Genomic DNA, 26,296 nt, shown 5'->3' on the forward strand with positions numbered 1-26,296 from the left:
TCTCAGGTTAACGAGCGCTAACCGCCCTGTCTAGAATGGATTTCCATGAGCACCAGAGCGGCCACCCCGACCCGTCGCGAGCAGATCCTCAGTGAGGCCGCTCGTCTCTTCGCGGAGCGCGGCTTCCACGGCGTCGGCGTGGACGAGATAGGGGCGGCGGTCGGCATCAGCGGCCCCGGTCTGTACCGGCACTTCGCCGGCAAGGACGCCATGCTCGCCGAGCTGCTCGTCGGGATCAGCGAGCGGCTGCTGACGGGCGGCCGGCGCCGGGCCGAGGAGGCGGCCGGGGACCCGGAGGCGCTCCTCGCCTCCCTCGTCGAGGGCCACATCGACTTCGCCCTCGACGACCGCGCCCTGATCACCCTGCACGACCGCGAACTGGACCGGCTGCGCGAGGCCGACCGCAAGCTCGTGCGCCAGCTCCAGCGCCAGTACGTGGAGCTGTGGGTGGAGGTCGTACGGGAGCTGCACCCCCAGGTGGGGGAGGCGGAGGTACGGGTGGCCGTGCACGCCGTCTTCGGGCTGCTGAACTCCACCCCGCACCTGGCCACGCCCGGCCGGGAGGCGACCGAGTCGCTGCTGCGCAGGCTGGCGAACGGGGCCTTCGGGGCGTTGTCGGGGTGAGGCGCGGCTCGAGCGGCGCTTGGTGGAACGGACGGCTCCGGGCGGGCGGCGGCAGAATGGGCCGCATGCCGAAGCCGATAGAGACGCCCGTACCCAGCCGCGCCGAACTCGTCGACCACCTGGTCCGTACGCGCATCGCGGGCCAGGTGGCCACTCCGCGGGAGAACAACCTCTCCCACTACCGCAAACTCGCCAATGGCGACCGGCACTACTGGCTCGGCCTGGAACTGGGCGACCGCTGGGCCGACGAGCAGGACGTACTTGCCGTGATGGCCGAGCGCGTGGGCGTCATCGACGACCCGGCCCACCGGGCCGGACAGGACACCATCGACCCGGAACTGACCGTCGCGGGCCTGGACCGGATGGCGGCCCGGCTGCACAAGGCCGCCCTGGACCGGCAGAGCGTGCTGCTGGCCACCGGCCACCCGGGCGGCCTGCTCGACGTCCACCGCGCCACTGCCGACGCGCTGCGCGCCGCGGGCTGCGCGATCGTCCGCATCCCGGCCGGCCTGATCGCCGACGAGGGCTCGGTGTGGCAGTTCGCCGACGTGGCCGTGCTGGAGCGGGGCGCGACCCTGTGGCACACCCACTCCCCGGCCCCGATGGCCGCGATCCTGGACGGTCTCGCGGCGGAGGGCCGCCCGCAGCCGGACCTGGTCGTCGCCGACCACGGCTGGGCGGGCTGCGCGGCGCAGCGCGGGCTCGACGCGGTGGGGTACGCGGACTGCAACGACCCGGCGCTGTTCGTCGGCGAGGCGGAGGGCACCCTCCAGGTGGCGGTCCCGCTGGACGACCACGTCCGCGACCCGCGCTTCTACGACCCGATGGTGGCGTACCTGCTCTCGGCGGCGGGCCTGCTGTAGCCCCGGCCGCGCGCGGTGGGCGCGGACCGGGCGGGCACCGCTACGGGGTCCGGGGGCCGTTCCTGACCGGCCGGGTGTGGATCTTCGCCACGCAGGCCGGCAGGGCCGCGTCCTCCTCGTGGCCGCGGGCCCGGTACGCGCTCGGGGTCTCGCCCACCAGCTCCGTGAACCGGGAGCTGAACGACCCCAGCGAGGTGCAGCCCACCGCGAAGCAGACCTCCGTCACCGACTGGTCGCCCCGCCGCAGCAGCGCCTTGGCCCGCTCGATCCGGCGCGTCATCAGGTACCCGTACGGGGTCTCCCCGTAGGCGGCGCGGAAGCTGCGCGAGAAGTGGCCCGGCGACATCAGGGCGGTCCGCGCCAGCGCGGCGACGTCCAGCGGCTCCGCGTAGTCGCGGTCCATCAGGTCACGGGCCCGGCGCAGCCGGGCGAGGTCCTCCAGGTTCACCCCTTCAGCCTCGCACGGCCCCCGGCGGTACCGCAGGTTCCGTCGGGGAGGGGGTCGGGTCCAGGTACACCCGGCGGATCGCCGGCCACCGCTCCCGCAGCTGGTCCTCGGCGTCCTCGCAGGCCGCCTCCACCTGCCGGGCCGAGGCCAGGTCGTGGAAGTCCACCTTCGCCGCGATCAGCACCTCGTCCGGTCCCTGCACCAGGGTGGTCAGCTCCAGCACCCCCTCGATGTGCGGGACCGACAGCAGCTCCTCGCGGACCTCCGCCCGCATCGGGGCGGGCAGCGGCCGCCCGATCAGGTACTGGGCGTTGGAGCGCCCCAGCTCCCACGCCACCGCCACCAGCAGCAGCCCGATCAGCAGCGAGGCCACCCCGTCGTAGACCCCCGAGCCCGTCAGTTGGGCCCCCAGCAGTCCGCCCGCGGCCAGCGCGAGGCCGATCAGCGCGGCGGCGTTCTCCAGCAGGACCGCCTTCACCGCCGTGTCCGGGGTGTGCTTCACGTACAGCCCCAGCGGCGCCCGCATCCGGGCCGCCTCGCCCGTCACCTGCCGCCAGGCCACCAGCAGCGAGTACCCCTCCAGGACGAAGGCGACCGCGAGGACGGCGTACGGGAGGGCCGGGTCACCCGGCTCCTCCCCGTGGACCAGCGTGTGGATCCCGTCGTAGACGGCGAAGACCGCGCCGCCCGCGAAGGTGGCGATCGAGGCGAGCAGCGCCCAGACGTACCGCTCGGGCCCGTATCCCAGCGGGTGCGCCTCGTCGGCGGGGCGGGCGCTGCGCTTCAGGGACGTCAGCAGCAGTACCTCGGTGACCGTGTCGGCCACCGAGTGCGCGGCCTCGGACAGCATGGCGCTGGACCCGCCGACGATCCCGGCGACGGCCTTCGCCGCGGCGAGGGCCAGGTTGGTGACCACGGCGACGACCACCGTGGCGACGCTCTCGGATTCCGCCCCTTCGGCTGCGACCGGCATGGGGTGACGGTATGTCCGGTCAGCCGCGGGGAACGCGTACGACACCCTCCTGGATGACGGTGACCGCCAGGCGGCCGTCCCGGGTCCAGATGCGGGCCTGGCCCAGGCCCCGGCCGGCGGACGCCGAGGGGGACTCCTGGTCGTACAGCAGCCACTCGTCGGCGCGGAAGGGCCGGTGGAACCACATGGCGTGGTCCAGCGAGGCGCCGACCACGTCGCCGACCGCCCAGCCGCCCCGGCCGTGCGCGAGCAGCACCGAGTCCAGCAGGGTCATGTCGGAGACGTACGTGGCCAGGCAGATGTGCAGCAGCGGGTCGTCCGCGAGCTTGCCCTGGGTGCGGAACCAGACCTGGGAGCGCGGCTCCCTCGGTTCGCCGACGGAGCCCCACGGCGGGGTGGTCGCGTACCGCAGGTCCACGGCCCCGCGGGACTCCAGCAGCCGCTCGACGGTGCTCGCGTCACGGAAGGTCCCGCGGTAGGCGGGCAGCGCCTCGGCGGCCGTCGGCAGGGTCTCGGGGTCGGGCGCGGCCGGCATCGGGGCCTGGTGCTCCATCCCCTCCTCGTACGTCTGGAAGGACGCGGAGAGGTGGAAGATCGGCTGCCCGTGCTGGACGGCGACCACGCGCCGGGTGGTGAAGGAGCGTCCGTCGCGGATCCGGTCCACGGAGTACACGATCGGCGCGCCGGAGTCGCCGGTGCGCAGGAAGTACGAGTGCAGCGAGTGCGGCAGACGGTCGGCGGGCACCGTGCGGCCGGCCGCGACCAGGGCCTGGGCCGCGACCTGGCCGCCGAACACGCGCGGCACCAGGGAGGTGCGGCTCGTGCCCCGGAAGATGTTCTCCTCGATCTGCTCCAGGTCGAGCAGATCGAGGAGGTCCGCCAGTGCGTCGTTCAAGTGGGTTACAGGCCCATCGACTTGGCGATGATCGACTTCATGATCTCGCTGGTGCCGCCGTAGATGCGGTTGACGCGGTTGTCGGCGTACAGGCGGGCGATCGGGTACTCGTTCATGTAGCCGTAGCCGCCGTGCAGCTGGAGGCAGCGGTCGATGACGCGGTGCGCGACCTCGGTGCAGAACAGCTTCGCGGAGGCGGCCTCGGCCGGGGTCAGCTCGCCCGCGTCCAGGGCGTCCAGGGCGCGGTCGGCGACGGCCTGGGCGGCGTCCACCTCGGCCTGACAGGCGGCCAGCTCGAACTTGGTGTTCTGGAAGTGCGCGACCGGCTTGCCGAAGACGGTGCGGTCGGTGACGTACTGCTGGGCGAACCGGACGGCCGCGGCGGCCTGGGCGTAGGCGCCGAAGGCGATGCCCCAGCGCTCGGAGGCCAGGTTGTGGCCGAGGTAGTAGAAGCCCTTGCCCTCCTCGCCGAGCAGGTCCTCGACGGGGACCTTGACGTCGACGAACGCCAGCTCGGCGGTGTCGGAGGTCTTCAGGCCCAGCTTGTCGAGCTTGCGGCCGACCGAGTAGCCCTCGGACTTGGTGTCCACGGCGAAGAGCGAGATGCCGAAGCGGCGGTCCTCGGCCGAAGGGGCGGAGGTGCGGGCGCAGACGATCACGCGGTCGGCGTGCACGCCGCCGGTGATGAAGGTCTTGGCGCCGTTGAGGACGTAGTGGGTGCCGTCCTCGGAGAGCTTGGCGGTGGTCTTCATGCCCGCGACGTCGGAGCCGGTGCCCGGCTCGGTCATCGCCAGCGCCCACATCTCCTCGCCGGAGACGAACTTCGGCAGGAAGCGCTTCTTCTGCTCGTCGGTCGAGAGCATCTTGATGTAGGGCAGGGCGAGCAGCACGTGCACGCCGGAGCCGCCGAAGTTGACGCCCGCGCGGGAGGTCTCTTCGTAGAGGACGGCCTCGAACTTGTGGGTGTCCAGGCCCGCGCCGCCGAACTCCTCGGGCACGTTGATGCCGAAGATGCCCAGCTCGCCGAGCTTGTAGTAGAAGTCGCGCGGCGCCTGGCCGGCCTGGAACCACTCGTCGTAGACGGGGACGACCTCGGCCTCGATGAAGGCGCGGAGGGTCTCGCGGAACGCCTCGTGGTCCTCGTTGAATACGGTACGGCGCACGAGCCGCCTCCTCGATCCCTAGTTCGGCCAGACTATGTCTAAGCGCTTGCTCATAGCTAAGTTACCCGGCGGTCACTCCGGCTGTCCAGGGAGTGTGACGCGGTCCCGGAACCTTTCTGCGGCCTGCTGCCTTCGGGCCTGCTGCCTTCAGGCCGGCGGGCCTACGGCAGCACGCGCAGCGCGAACCAGAGCTCCATCCGGACGTCCGGGTCGTCGAGGTCCCGGTCGAGCAGCGCCGCGCAGCGGGCGATGCGCTGGCGGACCGTGTTGCGGTGGACGCCCAGCGCCGCCGCGGCGCGGTCCCAGCTGCCGTGGTGGGCCAGCCAGCCGCGCAGGGTGTCCCGCAGGGCGGGGGAGAGCGGCCCGAGCAGCGCCTCGGCGTGGGCCCGCGCCTCCGCCTCGCCGACCAGCCCCGCGAAGCCGGGGTCCGTGTGCCGGGCCAGCGGCGTACGGGCCGCCTCGGCCCGGACCAGGGCGCGCCGGGCCTGCGCTCCGGCGGTGGCCAGGGCGCCGGGGGCGGCCGGGGCGCTGACCCCGAGCCGCCAGCCGGGTTGCGGGCCGGGCTCGCGGTCGGTGAGCAGGCGCACGCCGTCCCCGCGCGGGTCCAGCAGTACGGTGCCCAGCGCGGCCGCCAGGGCCTGCGGGTCGCCGCCGCCCCGGGCGTGGACCGCGTACCAGGGGCCGGGGGCGAGGGCCCCGGCCGGGTCCCCGTCCAGCAGCAGCCGGGTCAGGGCCGCCGCCTCGTCGCCGGCCGGGCGCTCCGCGGTGACCAGGCTCAGCAGTACGGCGGCGATGGAGGCGATGGTGTGGTCGCCGGGGGTCCGCCCCGGGGTGGCCAGGGCCAGGACCCGCCCGCCGCCCAGGGCGTACGCGGCCAGGCTCGTCGCGCCGAGCGAGTCGGTGGCGGTGGCCGCGGCCCCCGGCGCCACCCGGCGCGCCAGCGCGGCCACGGCGTCGAGCGCCCCGGCGCCGGGCACGGCCCCGGCGGCCGCCCCGGTGCCGGGGGCTGCGCCGGGGCCGATCGCCCCGGCGGTCCCGGCCGGGCCGGTCCCGACGGTGGCCGCGTCGAGCAGCGCGGCCCAGCCGCCCAGGCTCGCCGCCAGGCGGGACAGCACCGCCGGGACCGGGTCCGGGCGGGCCGCGGCCGCCGCCAGGGCCTGCTGCGCCTCCGCGACCCGGCGCAGCTCCCGCGTGCGCGCCTCCGCCATCAGCCGCCCGACGCTGCGGGCGACCGCCGTGAACGGGGTCCCGGGCGGGACCTCCACCAGCGGCAGCCCGTACCGCTCGCACGCCTCGGCCAGGCCGGGCGGCACCACCTCGTGCACCGGGGTCACGCCGAAGCCGAGGGCGGCGGCCCCGGCACGGGTCAGCCTGCCGACGTAGGCGGCGGCGCCGGCCTCCGTCAGCTCGGCCCCCGCCGTCAGCAGGAGCTCGCCGCCCAGCAGGTACGGGGAGGGGTCCGCCATCTCGGAAGCGTGCACCCCGTGCACCTCCGCCACCGCGGGACCGGCGAGGTGCCGCAGCCCGAGCCCCCGCTCTCCGAGCAGTCCGGCCAGTTCCACGGGCGGCGTCATCGGCTCGCCGGCGGGCGCCCCGGCCCGCCCGCCGCCGGGGCTCGGGGTGACCGGGACCTCGGACATGGATGCTCCGTACATTTCAGTGCTGCCAGATGGATGAAACGTACCCTCCCCACCCCCGCGCGGCACGCTTACGCTCGAAGGACCGCACCAGCAGGACCACCAGAAGGGCACCCCCCATGAGCACGCAGCCGCGCGGCCCCGTCGACTCCTCCCGCATCCCGCGCTACGCGGGCCCGGCGACCTTCGCCCGCCTGCCCCGCCTCGACGAGGTCGGCTCCGCCGACGTCGCCGTCGTCGGCGTGCCCTTCGACTCCGGTGTCTCCTACCGCCCCGGCGCCCGCTTCGGCGGCAACGCCATCCGCGAGGCCTCGCGCCTGCTGCGCCCGTACAACCCGGCCCAGGACGCCTCCCCCTTCGCCCTCGCGCAGGTCGCGGACGCCGGTGACATCGCGGTGAACCCCTTCAACATCAACGAGGCCGTCGAGACGGTCGAGGCCGCCGCCGACGAGCTCCTCGGCAACGGCTCGCGCCTGATGACCCTCGGCGGCGACCACACCATCGCCCTGCCGCTGCTGCGTTCCGTCGCGAAGAAGCACGGCCCGGTCGCGCTGCTGCACTTCGACGCGCACCTGGACACCTGGGACACGTACTTCGGCGCCGAGTACACCCACGGCACCCCGTTCCGCCGCGCCGTCGAGGAGGGCATCCTCGACACCGAGGCGCTCTCCCACGTCGGCACCCGCGGCCCGCTGTACGGCAAGCAGGACCTCGACGACGACGCCAAGATGGGCTTCGGCATCGTGACCTCGGCGGACGTCTACCGCCGCGGCGCCGACGAGGTCGCCGACCAGCTGCGCCAGCGCATCGGCGACCGCCCGCTGTACATCTCCATCGACATCGACGTGCTCGACCCGGCCCACGCGCCGGGCACCGGCACGCCGGAGGCCGGCGGCATGACCTCCCGCGAGCTGCTGGAGATCATTCGCGGCCTGTCGTCCTGCAACCTGGTTTCGGCCGACGTCGTCGAGGTCGCCCCGGCGTACGATCACGCGGAGATCACCTCGGTCGCGGCCTCGCACACCGCGTACGAGCTGACCACGATCATGAGCCGTCAGATCGCCGCCTCCCGCCAGGGCTGACCAGCCCGGCCCGGCGGCGCCGGGAGCGGAACGACCGCAGCACGAAGGGCACGTACGCGCGTGACGCACGACCACGACCTGGTACTCCGTCCCACCGAGGCCCAGACTGCGGCCGCCCTGGCCCCGCCGCCGGGCCGCACGGGCGGGGACCTGGTCGTGGAGACGCTGCGCGGCCTCGGCGCGACCACCGTCTTCGGCCTGCCGGGCCAGCACGCGCTGGGCCTCTTCGACGCGGTCGGCCGCTCCGACCTGCGCCTGGTCGCCCTGCGCACGGAGAACAACGCGGGCTTCGCCGCCGACGCGTACGGCCGGCTCACGGGCGAGGCGGTGCCGCTGCTGCTGTCCACCGGGCCCGGCGCGCTGATGTCCCTGCCGGCCCTCGCGGAGGCGGCGGCCGCCTCCGCGCCGGTCCTCGCGATCTCCTCCCAGGTCCCCACAGCGGGCCTGGGCGGGGGCCGCCGGGGCCACCTGCACGAGCTGCGGGACCAGTCGGCCTCCTTCCGCGACGTGGTGAAGTCGGTCCACACCGCCCGCACCCCGTCCCAGATCCCCTCCGTGATCGCCGAGGCCTGGGAGTCCGCGCTGACCGCCCCGCACGGCCCGGTCTGGGTGGAGATCCCCGAGGACGTCCTGCGGGCGGAGACGCTGATCCCGCAGGTCACCGGCATGGACGCGACCCCGCACGAGCTGGCCCCGCGGCCGGAGCTCACCGCGCTGGCCGCGCACTGGCTGTCGAACGCCGCCCGCCCGGTGATCATCGCGGGCGGCGGGGTGATCCGCGCCGACGCCGCCGGCAAGCTCAGGCAGCTCGCGGAGCGGCTGAACGCCCCCGTGGTCACCACCTTCGGCGGCAAGGGCGCCTTCCCCTGGACCCACCCGCTCTCCCTCCGGTCCTGGCTGGAGGACCGCCACACGACGGACTTCCTGGAGGACGCGGACGTCCTGCTGGTGGTCGGCTCCGGCCTCGGCGAGCTGTCCTCGAACTACCACACCTTCTTCCCCACAGGCCGGGTCGTCCAGATCGAGGCGGACCTCGGCAAGCTGGAGTCCAACCACCCGGCACTGGGCATCCACGCCGACGCCCGCCTCGCCCTCCAGGCCCTCCTGGAAACGGTGGAACCCCGCCCGGACGAGGAGGCCCCCGAACGGGTCCGCGCCCTCCTCGCCGCGGTCGAGGAACGCCTCGCCCCGCAGGACGTCGCCCTCGAACGCGGTCTCCTGACCGCCATCCGGCAGGCCCTCCCGGCCCGCTCCCCGTCCTTCTGGGACATGACGATCCTGTCCTACTGGGCCTGGTCCGCCTTCGACGCGAAGCACCCGAACACCATGCACTCCGCCCAGGGCGCGGGCGGCCTCGGCTACGCCTTCCCGGCGGCGCTCGGCGCGGCCGTCGCCGAGCCCGGCACCCCGGTCCTGGCGGTCTCCGGCGACGGCGGCGCGATGTACTCCCTCGCCGAGCTCGCCACCGCCAGGGAACACGGGCTGGACGTCACCTGGCTGATCGTCGACGACGGCGGCTACGGCATCCTGCGCGAGTACATGACGGCCGCCTTCGACGGCCGTACGACCGCCACGGAACTGACCCGGCCCGACTTCACCGCCCTGGCCGCCTCCTTCGGCGTCCCGGCGTCCACCACCACCCCGGACACCCTCCGCGAAGACCTGGCGCGGGCCCTGAAGACCCCGGGCCCCTCGGTCCTGGTCCTCCCCGTCACCCTGAAGATGTTCGCCCCGACCCACGTCTGAGCCGCGTCGGCGCGGGCCGGCCCGGGGGACGTGCCCCGGCCCGCCCGGGGACGTGCCCCTGCCGCTGGGGAGGTGCCCCACCCGCGCCGTCAGTCGGCCCTGAGGCGGGCGCTGGTCCATTCCAGGGCCGGGGGGATCTCCCGGTTCCAGGTGTTGAAGTTGTGGCCGCCGCGTTCGAGGGTGATCGAGGAGACGTGGGCCGGGGCCTTCACGGCCTGGACGAACTGCCGGGTCGCCCGCAGGTTGCCCTCGCCCCGCAGTGAGGTGGTGACCAGGAAGGACGCGTTCGGCTGGGGCCGGTTCGCCAGGTGCCACAGCAGGTCGGAACGCTTCTCCTCGTCCTTGTCGCCGTGGAAGAGGTCCCCGGAGTCCGAGTCGATCTCCGGCTTGTAGTCCGCGGAGAGGCCGACCCCGGCCGCATACGTCTCCGGGTGCTGGAGGGTCATCTTCAGGGCGCAGTAGCCGCCCGTGGAGTCGCCGATGATCGCCCAGTTCCGGGCGGCCGTGCCGACCCGGTAGTGGCTCGCGACGGTCCGGGGGACGTCCGTACCGAAGAAGGTCTCGCTCCGCGGGCCGCCGCCGGGGACGTCCACGCACTGGCTGTTGGCCGGGTCCACCACGGGGCGCATCATCACCAGGATCATCGGCTGCGTCTTCTTCTGCTTGGCCTGCGTCCAGGCCGTCTTCGGGTACCGCAGCCCCTTCAGCAGGTTCTCCGCCGTGCCCGGGTAGCCCGTCAGGACCACGGCGGCAGGGAACCTCCGCTGCTCGGCGCCCTTCTGGAAGTACTCCGGCGGCAGGTACACGTACGCCTGGGCCGCCACCCCCGACCGCTCGCCGTGCAGGGTCACCTGCTCTATGACCCCGGCCGTCCGGGGATCGCGCCCGCCCGGCACGTCCGGCGCCTGCCGCCCCAGCACCCGCACCGCCGCCCCGCCGGGCACGGCCTCCCGGCGGGGCGGCCCGGCGGTCAGGTCCTCCCACGAGCCGTAGATCAGGAAGCTGCGGTTCGCCGCCAGCGCGACCGAGGCGAACAGGCACACCTGGACCAGGACCAGCAGTCCGGCACGCCCCACCACCCGCCCCGCGCCGCCCGGCGCCAGCCGCGGCCACCGCCACACCGTCACCGCGAACACCAGCACCGTGCACAGCACGGCGCCCGCCAGGAGCGTGCCACTCGTCAGACCCATGAACCGGCGAACCCTTCCAAGATGCCCACAGCACCGCCAACCGGTGCGCACCCGGCTAGAGCGCCCCCGGGGCGGGACGGTTCCCCGCGCCGCCCCCTGGACGGACGAAGCCCCCGAGCGCCCCCGCGCACACCGGTGCGATCGTTGCGGTGGGATGAAATCCGCCGGTGGGGGCGTTGGAGGAGCGGCAGGACAGGACCGACGGGGAGGCACCACGTGACGGCGGCGCAGACGCAGGCCGGGGAGAAGGCGGCCGAAGAGCAGCGGAGCTGGGGCAGGCGGCTGGCCGCCTACACCTGGCGGTACAAGGCCAACGTGCTCCTCGCGCTCGGGTCCTCGCTGGCCGGCATGGCCGTCATGGCGCTGGTGCCGCTGGTCACCAAGGTCATCATCGACGACGTCATCGGCGACGAGAGCAAGCCCATGGGCCCCTGGGCCGGCCTGCTCATAGGCGCCGCCGTGCTGGTCTACGCACTGACCTACATACGCAGGTACTACGGCGGGCGCCTCGCCCTCGACGTGCAGCACGACCTGCGCACCGACATGTACGACACCATCGCCCGCCTCGACGGGCGCCGGCAGGACGAGCTCTCCACCGGACAGGTCGTCGGCCGGGCCACGAGCGACCTCCAGCTGATCCAGGGGCTGCTCTTCATGCTGCCCATGACCATAGGGAACTTCCTCCTCTTCGGGATATCCCTGGGGATCATGCTGTGGCTGTCCCCGCTGCTGACCCTCGTCGCCCTGCTGATGGCTCCCGCCCTCTGGTTCATCGCCAAGCGCAGCCGCAAGAAGCTCTTCCCCGCCACCTGGTACGCCCAGGGCCAGGCCGCCGCCGTCGCCTCCGTCGTCGACGGCGCGGTGACCGGCGTACGGGTCGTCAAGGGTTTCGGGCAGGAGGAGCAGGAGACCGGCAAGCTCCGCGAGGCCGGCCGCCGGCTCTTCGGCGGCCGGATGCGCGCCATCCGGCTGAACTCCCGCTACACCCCCGCCCTCCAGGCCGTCCCCGCCCTCGCGCAGGTCGCCATGCTGGCCCTCGGCGGCTGGATGGCCACCCGGGGACAGGTCACCCTCGGCACCTTCGTGGCCTTCTCCACCTACCTCGCCCAGCTCGTCGGCCCCGTCCGCATGCTCGCCATGGTGCTCACCGTCGCCCAGCAGGCCCGCGCCGGCGTGGAGCGCGTCTTCGAGCTCATCGACACCGAGCCCGAGATCCGCGAGGGGACCGAGGAGCTCCCCGCCGACGCGCCCGCCACCGTCGAGTTCGAGGACGTCCGCTTCGGGTACGAGCCCGGGCGTCCCGTCCTCGACGGCTTCTCCCTCGCCCTGGCCGAGGACGAGACCGTCGCGCTCGTGGGCGCCTCCGGCAGCGGCAAGTCCACCGTCTCCCTGCTCCTGCCGCGCTTCTACGACGCCGACCACGGCACGGTCCGCGTCGGCGGCCACGACGTGCGCGAGCTGACCTACGACTCCCTGCGGGGCGCCATCGGACTGGTACCGGAGGATTCCTTCCTCTTCTCCGACACCATCCGCGCGAACATCGCCTACGGGCGCCCCGACGCCGGCGAGGAGGAGATCCGCGCCGCCGCCCGCGCCGCCCAGGCGGAAGGGTTCATCGAGGCCCTCCCCGCCGGCTACGACACCAAGGTCGGCGAGCAGGGCCTGACCCTCTCCGGCGGCCAGCGCCAGCGCGTCGCGCTCGCCCGCGCCATCCTCACCGACCCCCGCCTGCTGCTGCTGGACGACGCCACCTCCGCCGTCGACGCCCGCGTCGAGCACGAGATCCACGAGGCGCTGCGGGCCGTCATGGCGGGCCGCACCACCCTGCTGATCGCCCACCGCCGCTCCACCCTCGCGCTCGCCGACCGGATCGCCGTACTCGAACACGGGCGGCTCGCCGACATCGGCACCCACGAGGAGCTGGAGCGCCGCTCCGCGCTGTACCGGCGGCTGCTCACGGACCCCGACGCCCTCGGGGCGCACTCGCCGCGGACCCCCGACGCGCCGTCCATGGCGGAGTTCGAGCGGGACCTGGAGAAGGACATCGAGCTCGAGGCCGAGATCGATTCCGAGCCGGTGAGCGCCAAGCGGCGCGTGGCCGACGGGGTCACCCCCGAGCTGTGGCGGCGGGAGGAGAAGGACGGCGGCGCCGCGGCGGTCCCCGGAATGCCGGGTGCCACCCCCGAGCTGCTCGCGCAGGTGGCCGCGCTGCCGCCCGCCGACGACGAACCCCGGGTGGACGAGGCGCGGGCCTCGTCCGCCGAGGAGAGCTACGGCCTGCGCCGGCTGCTGGCCGGCTTCTGGGCCCCGCTCGCCGTCAGCCTCGGCCTGGTCGCCCTCGACGCGAGTGCCGGGCTGCTGCTGCCCGTCATGATCCGGCACGGCATCGACCAGGGCGTGGAGAAGGCCGCCCTGGGGGCGGTGTGGGCCGCGTCCCTGCTCGCCCTCGCCGTGGTGGCCGCGCAGTGGGCCGCGCAGTTCGCCGAGATCCGGATGACCGGGCGCACGGGCGAGCGCGTGCTCTACTCGCTGCGCGTCAAGATCTTCGCCCAGCTCCAGCGCCTCGGCCTGGACTACTACGAGCGCGAGCTCACCGGCAAGATCATGACCCGGATGACCACCGACGTCGACTCCCTGTCCAGCTTCCTGCAGACCGGGCTCGTCACCGCCGTCGTCTCCGTCCTCACCTTCTTCGGCATCCTGATCGCCCTGCTGGTCCTCGACGCCGAGCTGGCGCTGATCGTCTTCGCCACCCTGCCCGTGCTCGTCCTCGGCACGATCGTGTTCCGCCGCAAGTCGGTGGCCGCCTACGAGCTGGCGCGCGACCGGGTCAGCCTGGTCAACGCCGACCTCCAGGAGTCCGTGGCCGGGCTCCGGCTGGTGCAGGCCTTCCGTCGCCAGGACACGGGCCGGGCGCGGTTCGCCGAGCGCAGCGCCGCGTACCGGCAGGCCCGGGTACGCGGCCAGTGGCTGATCTCCGTCTACTTCCCCTTCGTGCAGCTGCTGTCCTCGGGCGCGGCGGCGGCCGTGCTGATCGTCGGCGCGGGCCGGGTCGAGGCGGGCACCCTCACGACGGGCGCGCTGGTGGCGTACCTGCTCTACATCGACCTGTTCTTCGCACCGGTCCAGCAGCTCTCCCAGGTCTTCGACGGGTACCAGCAGGCCACCGTCTCCCTGGGCCGGATCCAGGACCTGCTGCGCGAGCCCACCACCACCCCGCGCCCGGCCGAGCCCCGCGAGGTCACGGCGCTGCGCGGCGAGATCGCCTTCGAGGACGTGCGCTTCCAGTACGGCACCGCCGAGGAGCGCGGGGAGAAGGGCGACGCCCTGGCCGGAATCAGCCTGCGGATACCCGCCGGGCAGACCGTCGCCTTCGTCGGCGAGACCGGAGCGGGCAAGTCCACGCTGGTCAAGATGGTGGCCCGGTTCTACGACCCGACCTCCGGCCGGGTCACCGCCGACGGCACCGATCTGCGGGAGCTGGATCTGACAGCGTACCGCCACCGGCTGGGGGTCGTCCCCCAGGAGCCGTACCTCTTCCCGGGGACGGTCCGCGACGCCATCGCCTACGGCCGGCCCGGCGCGAGCGACGCCGAGGTGGAGGCCGCGGCCCGCGCGGTCGGCGCGCACGACATGATCGCCACCCTGGAAGGCGGCTACCTGCACGCCGTCACCGAGCGCGGGCGCAACCTCTCCGCGGGTCAGCGCCAGCTGATCGCGCTGGCCCGCGCCGAGCTGGTCGACCCGGACGTGCTGCTGCTCGACGAGGCCACCGCGGCCCTGGACCTGGCCACCGAAGCGCAGGTCAACCGGGCCACCGAGCGGCTCGTGGGCAAGCGCACCACCCTCGTGGTGGCCCACCGCCTGACCACCGCCGCCCGAGCCGACCGGGTGGTGGTGATGGACCGGGGCCGGGTCGTCGAGGACGGCAGCCACGCCGAACTGCTGGCCCGCGGCGGACGGTACGCGGTGCTGTGGCGGACCTTCGCCGGCGAGGACGAGGCGGCCGCGGCCGCGTAGCGGGCTCCGCGGGCGCCCCGGGTGTCAGAGCTCGCCGAAGAGCAGGTTGCCCGGGGCGTCCTCGTCGTCACCGGTGTAGTACTCGCGTACCGAGTCGAGGAGTTCGTCCACCGACAGGTAGCCGTCGTGGTTCTTGTCGATCTTCGCGAACAGGGCCTCCGCGTCGGCGGGCTCCAGCCGGGTGTCGAAGGCCAGCTGGGCCTTGTGGAACTCCTCGGGGCTGATCCGCCCGTCGCCGTTGGTGTCCACGACGGTGAGGATCGCCTTCACCATCGGCCGGAAGGACCGGTCGTAGGCCTCGCCGCCGTCCTTGTAGAGGCGGGTCATGCCCCGGGAGTACTCCTCGGGGGTGACCTTGCCGTCCCGGTCCATGTCCAGTTCGGTGAAGAGCTCCTGCCAGAAGTCCACCAGCCCGCCCATCACCGCGGTCGCCTTCGGGGAGTTCGCCGGCTCGTCGAGGGCCGACAGCAGCCGGGAGCCCAGCGCGATGATGTCGTGCTCGTCGATCACACCGCTGCCGTCGGCGTCCAGGTGCGTGAAGGCACGTTCCAGCTTGCGGTCGAGCAGGTCGTTCGTCATGTCATTGCCTTCCACGGCTACGATGAGCGGTCGATCGGTCGCCTAGCGTAGTGTCCGGTCCGATCGTGCAACCCCGTTCCGCCGCTGGGAAGTTGTGGATGCACTCGTACGAGGTAGGAGTCGGCCGGGCGCCCGGCGGGCCGCCCCGCGTGGCGGCGCCGGCCGACCCGGGTGCCCCGTGCAACCTTCCGGCGGGCCGGGGCGTCGTTACGTACGCGCGTGCGTGTCACGTACGACTGATCGGGGGGCGCGGCATGGTGCGGGGCGCGGGAACGCGGGCGAAGAGGGGGCGCGGCCGGGAGCGGGCCGTGTCCCTCGGGGTGTTCGGGGCGGCGCTGTGGCTGGCCGTGGGCGGGGTGTTCGCGACGGCGCCCGAGGCGCGGGCGGCCGCCGGCGGGTGCCCGGGGCAGCTGGTCCGGACGCTGCCGCTGCCGGGGGCCGAGGTGCGCGTGTACAAGAGCCGGACCCAGGTGTGCGCCGTGAACGTGGCCCTGGCCCCCGGGGAGCGCCGCTTCATGGAGGTGAGCGTTCAGCCGCGTGGCGGGGTGCCCGTGGGCGATGCGGGGCAATTCACCCGGTACGCGGGCCCCGTCACCGTCGGAGCTATCAGCCGATGTGTGTATGTAAGGGGGAGTGTGGCGGCCGGATCGGTGGAGTCCGGCTGGATCCTCTGCTGAATCGGCGGCCCAACTGGGACTGTTCACGGGCATGTTGACCCCGCTAGGTTCACGGCGACCACCAGTGAACCGAATATGGGGAGAGTGCATGCGCAAGACGCTTGGCCGGCTGCTGCCGCTCACGGTGCTGATCGGCACCGTCGGCACGGCCGGTTTCACGGCTCAGACGGCCACCGCCGCAGAGCCGGCCGCGGCCGCGCGGGCCACCGCCGGACAGAGCTCCGCGGCGGACATCAAGGACCAGATCCTCGCGATCCCGGGCATGAGCCTGATCGAGGAGAAGCCGTACCCCGGCTACCGCTTCTTCGTGCTGAACTACGAGCAGCCGGTCGACCACCGGCAGCCGTGGAAGGGCACCTTCAAGCAGCGCGTCACCCTGCTGCACAAGGACGTCTCCCGGCCCACGGTCTTCTTCACCTCCGGCTACAACGTCAACACCAACCCGCGCCGCGCGGAGCCGACGACCATAGTCGACGGCAACCAGTTGTCCATGGAGTATCGATTCTTCAACCCGTCCCGCCCCGACCCGGCGGACTGGTCGAAGCTGGACATCTGGCAGGCCGCCAGCGACCAGCACCGCCTGTTCACCGCGTTCAAGAAGCTCTACCCCAAGAACTGGCTCGCCACGGGCGCCAGCAAGGGCGGCATGACGGCGACGTACTACGAGCGCTTCTACCCGCGCGACATGGACGGGATCGTCGCCTACGTGGCGCCCAACGACGTCGTCAACAAGGAGGACTCGGCCTACGACCGGTTCTTCAACAAGGTCGGCACCAAGGAATGCCGCGACAGACTGAGCGCGGTCCAGCGCGAGGCCCTGATCCGCCGCGAGCCGCTGGAGGCCAAGTACAAGGCCGCCGCCGCCGAGAACGGCTGGACCTTCAACACCGTCGGCAGCCTCGACAAGGCCTTCGAGGCCGTCGTACTCGACTACACCTGGGCCTTCTGGCAGTACAGCCTGCTCGCCGACTGCGCGGCCATCCCCGACGCGAAGACCGCCACCGACCAGCAGATCTGGGACACGGTCGACTCGATCTCCGGCTTCTCGGCCTACGCCGACCAGGGCCTGGAGACGTACACGCCGTACTACTACCAGGCCGGTACGCAGCTCGGCTCGCCCGACATCAAGCAGCCGCACCTCAAGGACCTGAGCCGGTACGGCTACCAGCCGCCGCGCGACTTCGTACCGCGCGACATCCCGATGACCTTCCAGCCGGGAGCCATGGCGGACATCGACAACTGGGTCCGCAACAACGCCCACCAGATGCTGTTCGTGTACGGACAGAACGACCCGTGGGGCGCCGAGCCCTTCCGCCTCGGGTACGGGGTGCGTGACAGCCACGTGATGACCGCGCCGGGCGCCAACCACGGGGCCAACGTGTCCAAGCTCATGGACGGCGAGAAGGCCCTCGCGACCGCCCGGATCCTCCAGTGGGCCGGAGTGGCCCCGGCCGCGAACGTGTTCAGCACGGAGAAGGCGGCCCCCCAGGCGGCGCCGCTCGCCGCGCCGGACCCGCAGCTCGACCAGAGCGACCTGCGCCGCGAGTCGCTGCGCCGGTAAGGGCCTCAGCGGGCCGCGGGCTGGTACGACAGCCCGTGGCCCAGCGGGTAGCGGCCCGGCACCGGAACGGGGAGACGGCCCACGGGCCGGCTCGCTCCCGTCAGCACCCGGGCCGCCGCCCGCAGCTCCACGTCCGTCCACGTGTACGTGGCCACCTCGGCCGCGCACTCGGGCAGCCGCGCCGGATCGTACGGATTGCGGACCGCCACCAGCACCACCGGGACGCCCGTCGCCACCAGCTCCGTCACCAGCGTGCGCTGCGGGCTCTCCCCCTCCGGGACGTTGTACGTGCACACCAGCACCGCCGCGTGCCCCGGGGCGGCCGCCACCGCCCGCTCCGGCGGGAGCGTCCGGGCCCGGCAGCCCAGAGCGGTCAGCTCCCGCGCCAGCACCGTCGTCGGAGGACCCGTCGTACCCGAGGGGGAGGCCGGGTCGGTCCCGGTCACCAGCAGCCGCGGCCCGGCCGACGCGTCCAGGGGCAGCAGTCCGCGGGGATTGGCCAGCAGGGTGGTCGTACCGGCGGCGACCGCGTCGGCGGCCGCCAGGTGCTCGGCCGTCCCCACCGCCTCGTCCACCCGCGCGTCGGAGGTGTACGGGTCCTCGAACAGGCCCCGGCGGGCCTTCAGCTCCAGGATCCGCAGCACCGACTCCTCGATCCGCCCGCGCGTCAGCTCGCCCGACTCCACCGCCGCCAGCACGCTGCGGTACGCCAGCCCCAGGTCGGGCGCGTTCAGCAGCTGGTCGCAGCCCGCCTTCAGGGCCAGTACGGGCACCCGGTCGTCTCCGTACTTCTGCCGGACACCGGCCATGTCGAGGGCGTCGGTGACCACCACCCCGCCGAAGCCGAGGTGTTCGCGCAGGACGCCGGTCACGATGGGCCGTGACAGGGTCGCCGGGTCCCCCGAGGGGTCGAGCGCGGGGAACACGATGTGCGCCGTCATGATCACGTCCACGCCCGCGCGCACCGCCGCCCGGAACGGCGGCGCGTCCAGCTCCTCCCACTGCGCGCGGGTGTGCCGCATCACCGGCAGCCCGACGTGGCTGTCCGTCTCGGTGTCCCCGTGGCCCGGGAAGTGCTTGGCCGCGGCCGCCACCCCCGCCCCCTGGTAGCCGCGCACCTGTGCGGCGGCCAGCGCCGCGACGGCGTCCGGGTCGGAGCCGAAGGAGCGCACGCCGATCACCGGGTTGGCCGGGTTCACGTTCACGTCGGCCACCGGCGCCCAGTCCTGCCGGATGCCGAGCGCCGCCAGCTCGGTCCCGGCCACCCGCGCCGCCCGGCGCGCCCCCTCGGCGGAGCCCGCCGCACCCAGCGCCATCGCCCCGGGCAACAGGGTCGCGGGCCGGCCGATCCGGGCGACGGCCCCGTGCTCCTGGTCCACCGACAGCACCAGCGGGATCCCCGCCCCCGAGTCCGCGGCGGCCCGCTGGAGGCCGTTGGACAGGGCGGCGATCTGGTGCGGGGAGCGGGTGTTGTGGGCCCACGCGAAGTAGACGACCCCGCCCAGGTGGTAGCGGGCCACCAGCTCGGCGGCGGTGCGCACCCCGAAGTGCCGCAGGTTCAGTTCGGCGTCCGCCGGGTCGGGGTCCGTCGCCGAATGCCCGTAGGCCCGGGACACGAAGAGCTGCCCCACCAGCTCGGGCAGGCCCAGCCCGGACACCAGGGTCCGCAGCCGGTCCCGGCCCGGCCGGCGGCCCGGCGGCCCGGCGGGGGCGCGGGAGTCGTCCGGGATCCGGGAGACGGCGGTGGAGGCCGCTCCGGCGGCTCCGGCCGCCGTGACGGCGGCCATGGCGGCGGCGGCGAGCAGAGCCCGGCGGGAGGCGTGGTTCGGCACCCCCAGGACCCTACTGCGGTACTGCGCGCCAGGGCTGACGGACACTCGGGAATGGCCCGTAAGTGCCGTGCCGTGCCGGGCGTCGGGCCTCGGGGGCCGGGCGTCGGGGCGGGGCGTCGCGCGCCGAGGGGACCTTCGGCGGCACACCTCAGGGCCTCCAGTGCTCCTGGAGGGTGCGTACGGCCTCGGTGATCGCGGGCCGGCGGGCCGCCCCCGTCCGCCACAGGGCGTACAGCCTGCGTACGGGCCCCGGCTCCAGCGGTACGGCCACCGCGCCCGGCGGCAGGGCGCCCGTGCCCAGCCGGGGCACCACCGCGATCCCGAGGCCGGCCGCGACCAGGGCGACGATGGTGTGGTTCTCCTCGGCCGTGTGCGCGATGTCCGGCTCGAACCCGGCCGCCCGCATGGTCCGCACCAGCCAGTCGTGGCAGACCCGCCCCGGCGGCTGGCACACCCACCGCTGGCCCCCCAGGTCCGCCCGCCGCACCACCCGCCGGGCGGTGAAGGGGTGCCCGGCCGGGACCACCAGATCGCAGCGGTCGTCGCCGATGACCGCCTGCTCCACGCCCTCGGGGGCGGGCAGCGGGGCGATGTCCCAGTCGTGGGCCACCGCCAGATCGGTGATGCCCCGGGCCACCAGGTCCACCGAGAGGTGGGGGTCGACCTCCGTGAGGCGTACGTCCAGCGCCGAATGACGGACCGCCAGGTCCGCCAGTACGCCCGGCAGCAGCCCGCGCGCCGCCGAGGCGAAGGCGGCGACCGTCAGCAGCCCGCTCGGCCGCCCGCGCCGCTCCTCCAGCGTGGTCTCGGCCCGCTCCACGATCGCCAGCAGCTCCCGCGCGGTGTCGGCCAGGTGCCGGGCCTCCTCGGTGAGCGCGACCCCGCGCCCGCGCCGCTCCAGCAGCGTGGTGCGGGTCTCCCGCTCCAGCTTGGCGATCTGCTGCGAGACCGCGGAGGGGGTGTAGCCGAGGGCGGCGGCCGCGCCCGCGACCGAACCGTGGACGGAGACGGCGTGCAGGGCGCGCAGCCGGGAGAGGTCGAGCATCCGCCCATCGTAAGCATCGCTTCATCCGACCCGGTAGTGATCAGCGCTGGTGCTACATGGTCCGGGGCGCCGATCCTCGGAGCATGCGTCCCGCTCACACCGCACTCGCCGTACTCGTCGCCGCCGTCTGGGGGTTCAACTTCGTCGTCATCGAGATCGGCCTCGGCCACTTCCCGCCGCTGCTCCTGTCCGCCCTGCGCTTCCTCGTCGCCGCACTGCCCGCCGTGTTCTTCGTCGGGCGGCCCAAGGTCGCCTGGAAGTGGGTCCTCGGGGTCGGCGCCGTCCTCGGGATCGCCAAGTTCGGGCTGCTGTTCACCGGCATGGCCGCCGGGATGCCGGCCGGGCTGTCGTCCCTGGTGCTCCAGATCCAGGCCGTCTTCACCGCGGTGCTGGCGGCGGCCGTCCTGGGCGAGCGCCCGGGCCGGGTGCGGCTGCTGGGCATGGCCGTGGCGCTGGCCGGGATCGCGGTGGCCGCCGTGGACCGGGGCCTCTCCGGGTCCGTCACCGGCTTCGTCCTGGTCGTCGCGGCCGCCGCCTGCTGGGGCGTGTCCAACGTGCTCACCCGCAGGGCCGCCCCGCCCGACGCCCTGAACTTCATGGTCTGGGTGTGCACCGTCCCGGTGGTCCCGCTGTTCGCGCTCTCGCTGTTGCTCGAGGGGCCCGGGCGGGACCTGGCCGCGCTGCGCGCCCTGGACTGGTCGGGGGCGGCCGTCATCGGCTACGTCGCCTGGGCGTCCACCGTGTTCGGCTTCGGCGCCTGGGGCTACCTGCTGCGCCGCTACCCCGCGTCCGCCGTGGCGCCGTTCTCCCTGCTGGTGCCGGTGTTCGGGATGTCCTCGGCCGCCCTGGTGCTCGGCGAGGGGATCTCGGGGCCGCGCTGGCTGGCGGCGGTGCTCCTGGTCGGCGGCGTCGGCCTGACCTCGCTGGCCCCGGCGCGCGCGGGGACGCGTACGGGCGCCGCCGCCGCGGGCGGCCCCCGCGTGTCGGCGGCCGCCGGCTCCGCCCCCTGAGAGGTCCCGCGCGGCGGCGTGGGGGAGCGGTACGGGGAACCGTCCCCGTACCGCTCCGTACGCGCTGCCGGGCGGCCTACTTCCTGCCGCCGCCCAGGATCTGGCCCAGCAGGTCGCCCAGGCCGCCGCCCCGCGCGCCGCCCGCGCCCGCGCCGCCGGCAGTCCCGCCCGGGCCCTTGCCGGCGGCCATGCGCTTGGCGAAGACGGCCATCACGACCGGGATCAGCATCTCGACGACCCGCATGACGGTCGGGGCGGGGATGCCGGTCCTCTTCGCCACGGCATCGGCCACCGGCTTGCCGACCTTGGCGAGCACCCCTGCCATCATCCCGCCGCCGAGCAGCCCGCCGAGGCCGCCGCCGAGCGTGGCCACGCCCTGGAGGGGGGCCTCGGACGCCCCGGAGCCCCCGGGCGGGCCGGACGCCTCGGCCAGGGCCTGGCGGACCTCGTCGTCCCCGGCGTCGGCCTTCTCCTGGAGGCCCCCGGTCATCGCCCCGACGGTCTGGGCGACCGTCTCGCGGGCGCCGTCGGTGTCGGTGCCGAGCAGGCCGGCGATCTCGCCCAGCCTGTCGTCGCCGAGTTCACGCATCACGTCGTCCTGGAAGGAAGATTCGCTCATGCCGGAAACGCTACTTGTGTGGTGATTCGGCAGCACCTCGGAGTGTCGTCCGCGTGGCGCTAGGTAACGGAAAGGTAAAGCTGTGATTCCGGATGCAACCCTCGGGCCGAGTGGCGAGTCGTATGTTGCGTCGGCACTTCCGGGTGGGGATCCGGGGGGATCGGGAAGTCCGACGAGGGAGGGGTAACCGTGAGGGGGTCCGGCCGCGAGGCCGGACCCCCTTTCGTTCGTCCACATGCCCAGCGCCCTGTCGGCGGCGGACGGTAGCTTCGTGCCATGGTGAACAACGGGGCGGCGGTGCAACTGGCGGTGGTCGAGGGGGTGCTGGAGCGCATCACCTACGCCAATGAGGAGAGCGGTTACACGGTCGCCCGGGTCGACACGGGCCGGGGTGCCGCAGACCTGCTGACGGTCGTCGGCTCGCTCCTCGGCGCCCAGCCCGGCGAATCCCTGCGCATGGAGGGCCGCTGGGGCTCGCACCCGCAGTACGGCCGGCAGTTCAGCGTCGAGAACTACTCGACCATCCTGCCCGCCACCATCCAGGGCATCCGCCGCTACCTCGGCTCCGGCCTCATCAAGGGCATCGGCCCGCGCATCGCCGACCGCATCGTCGAGCACTTCGGCCTCGACACCCTCGACGTCATCGAGGCCGAGCCGAAGCGGCTGATCGAGGTCCCCGGCCTCGGCCCCAAGCGGACCAAGCTCATCGGCGCGGCCTGGGAGGAGCAGAAGGCCATCAAGGAGGTCATGGTCTTCCTCCAGGGCGTCGGCGTCTCCACTTCCATCGCGGTGCGCATCTACAAGAAGTACGGGGACGCCTCCATCTCCGTGGTGAAGAACCAGCCGTACCGGCTCGCCGCCGACGTCTGGGGCATCGGCTTCCTCACCGCCGACCGCATCGCCCAGGCCGTCGGGATCCCGCACGACAGCCCCGAGCGGGTCAAGGCCGGCCTCCAGTACGCCCTGTCGCAGTCCACCGACCAGGGGCACTGCTTCCTCCCCGAGGAGCGGCTCATCGCCGACGGGGTCAAGCTGCTCCAGGTCGACACGGGGCTGGTCATCGAGTGCCTCGCCGAGCTCGCCGCGGATCCGGAAGGGGTCGTACGGGAATCCGTGCCCGACCCCCAGGGCGGCCCGGACCCCCTCACGGCGGTGTACCTGGTCCCCTTCCACCGGGCGGAGCTGTCGCTGGTCGGCCAGGTCCGCCGGCTGCTGAACGCCGAGGAGGACCGGATGCCCGGCTTCCGTGACGTCGACTGGGACAAGGCCCTCGGCTGGCTCGCCGGGCGCACCGGGGCCAGCCTCGCCCCCGAGCAGCGGGACGCGGTCAAGCTGGCCCTCACCCGCAGGGTGGCCGTGCTCACCGGCGGCCCCGGCTGCGGGAAGTCCTTCACCGTGCGCTCCATCGTCGAGCTGGCCCGGGCCAAGAAGGCGAAGGTGGTGCTCGCCGCCCCCACCGGCCGCGCGGCGAAGCGGCTGTCCGAGCTGACCGGGGCCGACGCCTCCACCGTGCACCGGCTGCTGGAGCTCAAGCCCGGCGGGGACGCGGCGTACGACCGGGACCGGCCGCTGGACGCCGACCTCGTCGTGGTCGACGAGGCCTCCATGCTGGACCTGCTGCTCGCGAACAAGCTGGTCAAGGCGGTGGCACCGGGCGCGCACCTGCTGCTGGTCGGCGATGTGGACCAGCTCCCCTCGGTGGGCGCCGGCGAGGTGCTGCGGGACCTGCTGGCCGAGGGCGGCCCGGTGCCCGCCGTCCGGCTGACCCGGATCTTCCGCCAGGCCCAGCAGTCGGGGGTAGTCACCAACGCGCACCGCATCAACACCGGGGTCCCGCCCATCACCGACGGCCTGCCGGACTTCTTCCTCTTCCCGGAGGAGGACACGGAGGCGGCCGGGATCCTCGCCGTGGACGTGGCCGCCCGCCGGATCCCGGCCCGGTTCGGCCTGGACCCGCGCCGCGACGTCCAGGTGCTCGCCCCGATGCACCGGGGTCCGGCGGGCGCCGGGAACCTGAACGGGCTGCTCCAGCAGGCGATCACCCCCGCCCGGCCGAACCTGCCCGAGAAGCGGTTCGGCGGCCGGGTCTTCCGGGTGGGCGACAAGGTGACCCAGATCCGCAACAACTACGAGAAGGGTGCCAACGGCGTCTTCAACGGCACGGTCGGGGTCGTCACCGCCCTGGACGTGGACGAGCAGCGCTTGACGGTCCGTACAGAGGAGGACGAGGAGGTGGGGTACGAGTTCGCCGAGCTGGACGAGCTGGCGCACGCGTACGCCGTCACCATCCACCGCTCCCAGGGGAGTGAATATCCGGCCGTCGTGATCCCGGTCACCACGGGGGCCTGGATGATGCTCCAGCGGAACCTGCTGTACACCGCCGTGACCAGGGCGAAGAAACTGGTCGTCCTGGTCGGGTCACGCAAGGCCCTCGGACAGGCCGTGCGTACCGTTTCCGCAGGCAGGAGGTACACCGCGGTCGCTTCCCGGCTCGCCGGGCGCGTCTCGGTGGGAAACATCACCTAGATGATCGATCATTTGGGGTTCCGACAACCGGTGGGGAGGGGGCAGGATGAACAGGTTGAAGGCACTCAGTGCCGTCAGACGGACCAAAGGCCGACCCCGAGTGCACTCTCCTGCGCCAAATGGGGGAAGGTAGAGGCAGTCAGGGCACCTCGAAGAAGAGGCACTACGTCGGTGAGGGATGACGTGAGCGACAACTCTGTAGTACTCCGGTACGCGGACGGTGAATACACCTACCCGGTGGTCGAAAGCACCGTCGGTGACCAGGGCTTCGACATCTCGAAGCTGAGGGCCCAGACCGGGCTCGTCACCTTGGACAGCGGCTACGGCAACACCGCCGCGTACAAGTCCGCCATCACCTACCTCGACGGTGAGCAGGGCATCCTGCGCTACCGCGGCTACCCGATCGAGCAGCTGGCGGAGCGCTCGACCTTCATCGAGGTCGCCTACCTGCTGATCAACGGTGAGCTCCCGACCGTCGACCAGCTCGCGTCCTTCCGCAACGAGATCACCCAGCACACGCTGCTGCACGAGGACGTCAAGCGGTTCTACGACGGCTTCCCGCGCGACGCCCACCCGATGGCGATGCTGTCGTCCGTGGTCAGCGCGCTGTCGACGTTCTACCAGGACAGCCACAACCCGTTCGACGAGAAGCAGCGCCACCTCTCGACGATCCGCCTGCTGGCCAAGCTGCCGACGATCGCCGCGTACGCGTACAAGAAGTCGGTCGGCCACCCGGTGGTCTACCCGCGCAACGACCTCGGCTACGTCGAGAACTTCCTGCGCATGACCTTCTCCGTGCCGGCCCAGGAGTACGACCTGGACCCCGTCGTGGTCTCCGCGCTCGACAAGCTGCTGATCCTGCACGCGGACCACGAGCAGAACTGCTCCACCTCCACCGTGCGCCTGGTCGGTTCCTCGCAGGCGAACATGTTCGCCTCGATCTCCGCCGGCATCTCGGCCCTGTGGGGCCCGCTGCACGGTGGCGCCAACCAGTCCGTCCTCGAGATGCTGGAAGGCATCAAGAACGACGGCGGCGACGTCGACGCCTTCATCCGCAAGGTGAAGAACAAGGAGGACGGCGTCCGCCTGATGGGCTTCGGGCACCGCGTCTACAAGAGCTTCGACCCCCGGGCGAAGATCATCAAGGCGGCGGCGCACGACGTCCTCTCGGCGCTCGGCAAGAGCGACGAGCTGCTGGACATCGCGCTCAAGCTGGAGGAGCACGCGCTGGCCGACGAGTACTTCGTCGCCCGCAACCTCTACCCGAACGTGGACTTCTACACCGGTCTGATCTACCGGGCCATGGGCTTCCCGACCGAGATGTTCACCGTGCTGTTCGCGCTCGGCCGCCTTCCCGGCTGGATCGCCCAGTGGCACGAGATGATCAAGGAGCCCGGCTCCCGCATCGGCCGCCCGCGCCAGATCTACACCGGCGAGGTCCTGCGCGACTTCGTCCCGGTCGAGGCCCGCTGAGGCCTTCCCGGCGGCACCGGTCATACGGAAAGCGCCCCGCCGTCGATCCCCCCACGGGTCGACGGTCGGGGCGCTTCCCTTTCCCCGGCGGCGGATTCCCCCCACGGGACCCGCGCCGGGGCGTCGGTGTGTGCCGGGACCCGTTCGGGTCGGGAGGGCCGCTCAAGCTTCCCGAGGGCACGCGTCCCGGCCGGCGGATGCCCGGACGTCCCCCCAAGGACCTCCGTGAAACGTCCCCCAAGACGTTTTCGGCATCGCCCCATTAGACCCGTGCCGACCCCGGATGGTTACGTCGGCATCACTGTGATCTGCGTCTCCAGTGAAGGATATGTG

General features: G+C 73.2%; 20 protein-coding genes. 10 read left to right on the forward strand and 10 right to left on the reverse strand.

The genetic code is table 11. The annotated features are described in order from the left end of the window. Positions 1–45: 45 nt before the first annotated feature. Together ACFY7H_RS16895 and ACFY7H_RS16900 are read left to right on the forward strand one after the other, a co-directional pair. Positions 46–624 (forward strand): TetR/AcrR family transcriptional regulator, encoded by a 579-nt coding sequence (locus ACFY7H_RS16895; RefSeq protein ID WP_388938752.1) that lies wholly within the window; start codon positions 46–48, stop codon positions 622–624. A 56-nt stretch (positions 625–680) separates the two neighbouring features. After that, entirely contained in the window at positions 681–1,487 is an 807-nt protein-coding gene (locus ACFY7H_RS16900; RefSeq protein WP_388938754.1) for a phosphatase, read from the forward strand. Between the two features lie 40 nt (positions 1,488–1,527). On the opposite strand, the gene ACFY7H_RS16905 is transcribed toward ACFY7H_RS16900, so the two are convergent. The 5 genes from ACFY7H_RS16905 to ACFY7H_RS16925 all read right to left on the reverse strand — a co-directional run bounded on the left by ACFY7H_RS16905 (position 1,528) and on the right by ACFY7H_RS16925 (position 6,606). Then, complete coding sequence (locus tag ACFY7H_RS16905) at positions 1,528–1,935, reverse strand: helix-turn-helix transcriptional regulator (protein WP_388938756.1); 408 nt, start codon at positions 1,933–1,935, stop codon at positions 1,528–1,530. A 4-nt stretch (positions 1,936–1,939) separates the two neighbouring features. Further along, a complete protein-coding gene (locus tag ACFY7H_RS16910) occupies positions 1,940–2,908 on the reverse strand; it encodes a cation diffusion facilitator family transporter (protein ID WP_388938758.1) in 969 nt (322 codons plus the stop codon). Between the two features lie 19 nt (positions 2,909–2,927). Continuing rightward, positions 2,928–3,803: an acyl-CoA thioesterase II gene (tesB, locus tag ACFY7H_RS16915; protein WP_388938760.1), complete on the reverse strand. Its 876-nt coding sequence runs from the start codon at positions 3,801–3,803 to the stop codon at positions 2,928–2,930. A 5-nt stretch (positions 3,804–3,808) separates the two neighbouring features. Further along, complete coding sequence (locus tag ACFY7H_RS16920) at positions 3,809–4,966, reverse strand: acyl-CoA dehydrogenase family protein (RefSeq protein WP_388938762.1); 1,158 nt, start codon at positions 4,964–4,966, stop codon at positions 3,809–3,811. Positions 4,967–5,127: 161 nt separating this feature from the next. Beyond that, entirely contained in the window at positions 5,128–6,606 is a 1,479-nt protein-coding gene (locus tag ACFY7H_RS16925) for a helix-turn-helix domain-containing protein (protein WP_388938765.1), read from the reverse strand. A gap of 116 nt (positions 6,607–6,722) precedes the next feature. Here ACFY7H_RS16925 and speB point away from each other — a divergent pair, with 116 nt between their 5' ends. Together speB and ACFY7H_RS16935 are read left to right on the forward strand one after the other, a co-directional pair. Continuing rightward, positions 6,723–7,685, forward strand: a complete 963-nt coding sequence (gene speB / locus ACFY7H_RS16930) for an agmatinase (RefSeq protein WP_007264163.1) — start codon at positions 6,723–6,725, stop codon at positions 7,683–7,685. A 60-nt stretch (positions 7,686–7,745) separates the two neighbouring features. Beyond that, the gene (locus tag ACFY7H_RS16935; RefSeq protein ID WP_388938767.1) at positions 7,746–9,431 is read left to right on the forward strand and encodes a thiamine pyrophosphate-binding protein; all 1,686 of its coding nucleotides are present in this window, start codon (positions 7,746–7,748) and stop codon (positions 9,429–9,431) included. 89 nt (positions 9,432–9,520) lie between these two features. On the opposite strand, the gene ACFY7H_RS16940 is transcribed toward ACFY7H_RS16935, so the two are convergent. Further along, positions 9,521–10,621, reverse strand: coding sequence for an alpha/beta hydrolase (locus tag ACFY7H_RS16940; protein WP_388938769.1), 1,101 nt, complete (start codon positions 10,619–10,621; stop codon positions 9,521–9,523). Between the two features lie 216 nt (positions 10,622–10,837). Here ACFY7H_RS16940 and ACFY7H_RS16945 point away from each other — a divergent pair, with 216 nt between their 5' ends. Beyond that, positions 10,838–14,641, forward strand: coding sequence for an ABC transporter ATP-binding protein (locus ACFY7H_RS16945; protein WP_388938771.1), 3,804 nt, complete (start codon positions 10,838–10,840; stop codon positions 14,639–14,641). Between the two features lie 24 nt (positions 14,642–14,665). Here the strand turns inward: ACFY7H_RS16945 and ACFY7H_RS16950 are convergent, their stop codons facing one another. Then, positions 14,666–15,220: an EF-hand domain-containing protein gene (locus ACFY7H_RS16950; protein ID WP_388938774.1), complete on the reverse strand. Its 555-nt coding sequence runs from the start codon at positions 15,218–15,220 to the stop codon at positions 14,666–14,668. A 308-nt stretch (positions 15,221–15,528) separates the two neighbouring features. Between ACFY7H_RS16950 and ACFY7H_RS16955 the strand changes: the two genes are divergently transcribed. Both ACFY7H_RS16955 and ACFY7H_RS16960 read left to right on the forward strand, forming a co-directional pair. Then, positions 15,529–15,897 (forward strand): hypothetical protein, encoded by a 369-nt coding sequence (locus ACFY7H_RS16955; RefSeq protein ID WP_388938776.1) that lies wholly within the window; start codon positions 15,529–15,531, stop codon positions 15,895–15,897. Positions 15,898–15,985: 88 nt separating this feature from the next. Beyond that, positions 15,986–17,458, forward strand: coding sequence for an aminopeptidase (locus ACFY7H_RS16960; RefSeq protein ID WP_388938778.1), 1,473 nt, complete (start codon positions 15,986–15,988; stop codon positions 17,456–17,458). A 5-nt stretch (positions 17,459–17,463) separates the two neighbouring features. Here ACFY7H_RS16960 and ACFY7H_RS16965 read toward each other — a convergent pair whose 3' ends face one another. Further along, positions 17,464–19,290, reverse strand: coding sequence for a glycoside hydrolase family 3 protein (locus tag ACFY7H_RS16965; protein ID WP_388938780.1), 1,827 nt, complete (start codon positions 19,288–19,290; stop codon positions 17,464–17,466). Between the two features lie 148 nt (positions 19,291–19,438). Beyond that, complete coding sequence (locus tag ACFY7H_RS16970) at positions 19,439–20,335, reverse strand: LysR family transcriptional regulator (RefSeq protein ID WP_388938782.1); 897 nt, start codon at positions 20,333–20,335, stop codon at positions 19,439–19,441. An 83-nt stretch (positions 20,336–20,418) separates the two neighbouring features. Here ACFY7H_RS16970 and ACFY7H_RS16975 point away from each other — a divergent pair, with 83 nt between their 5' ends. Then, a complete protein-coding gene (locus ACFY7H_RS16975) occupies positions 20,419–21,345 on the forward strand; it encodes an EamA family transporter (protein WP_388938784.1) in 927 nt (308 codons plus the stop codon). A gap of 76 nt (positions 21,346–21,421) precedes the next feature. Here the strand turns inward: ACFY7H_RS16975 and ACFY7H_RS16980 are convergent, their stop codons facing one another. Continuing rightward, a complete protein-coding gene (locus ACFY7H_RS16980) occupies positions 21,422–21,964 on the reverse strand; it encodes a DUF937 domain-containing protein (RefSeq protein WP_388938786.1) in 543 nt (180 codons plus the stop codon). 276 nt (positions 21,965–22,240) lie between these two features. Here ACFY7H_RS16980 and ACFY7H_RS16985 point away from each other — a divergent pair, with 276 nt between their 5' ends. After that, on the forward strand, positions 22,241–24,490 hold the full coding sequence (locus tag ACFY7H_RS16985) for an ATP-dependent RecD-like DNA helicase (RefSeq protein WP_388938788.1): 2,250 nt from the start codon (positions 22,241–22,243) through the stop codon (positions 24,488–24,490). A 183-nt stretch (positions 24,491–24,673) separates the two neighbouring features. Next, positions 24,674–25,963, forward strand: a complete 1,290-nt coding sequence (locus ACFY7H_RS16990; protein ID WP_136216460.1) for a citrate synthase — start codon at positions 24,674–24,676, stop codon at positions 25,961–25,963. Positions 25,964–26,296 lie beyond the last annotated feature (333 nt).

The sequence above is a fragment of the Streptomyces sp. NPDC012794 genome (assembly GCF_042901085.1).
In the GTDB taxonomy this organism is placed as follows: Bacteria; Actinomycetota; Actinomycetes; order Streptomycetales; family Streptomycetaceae; genus Streptomyces.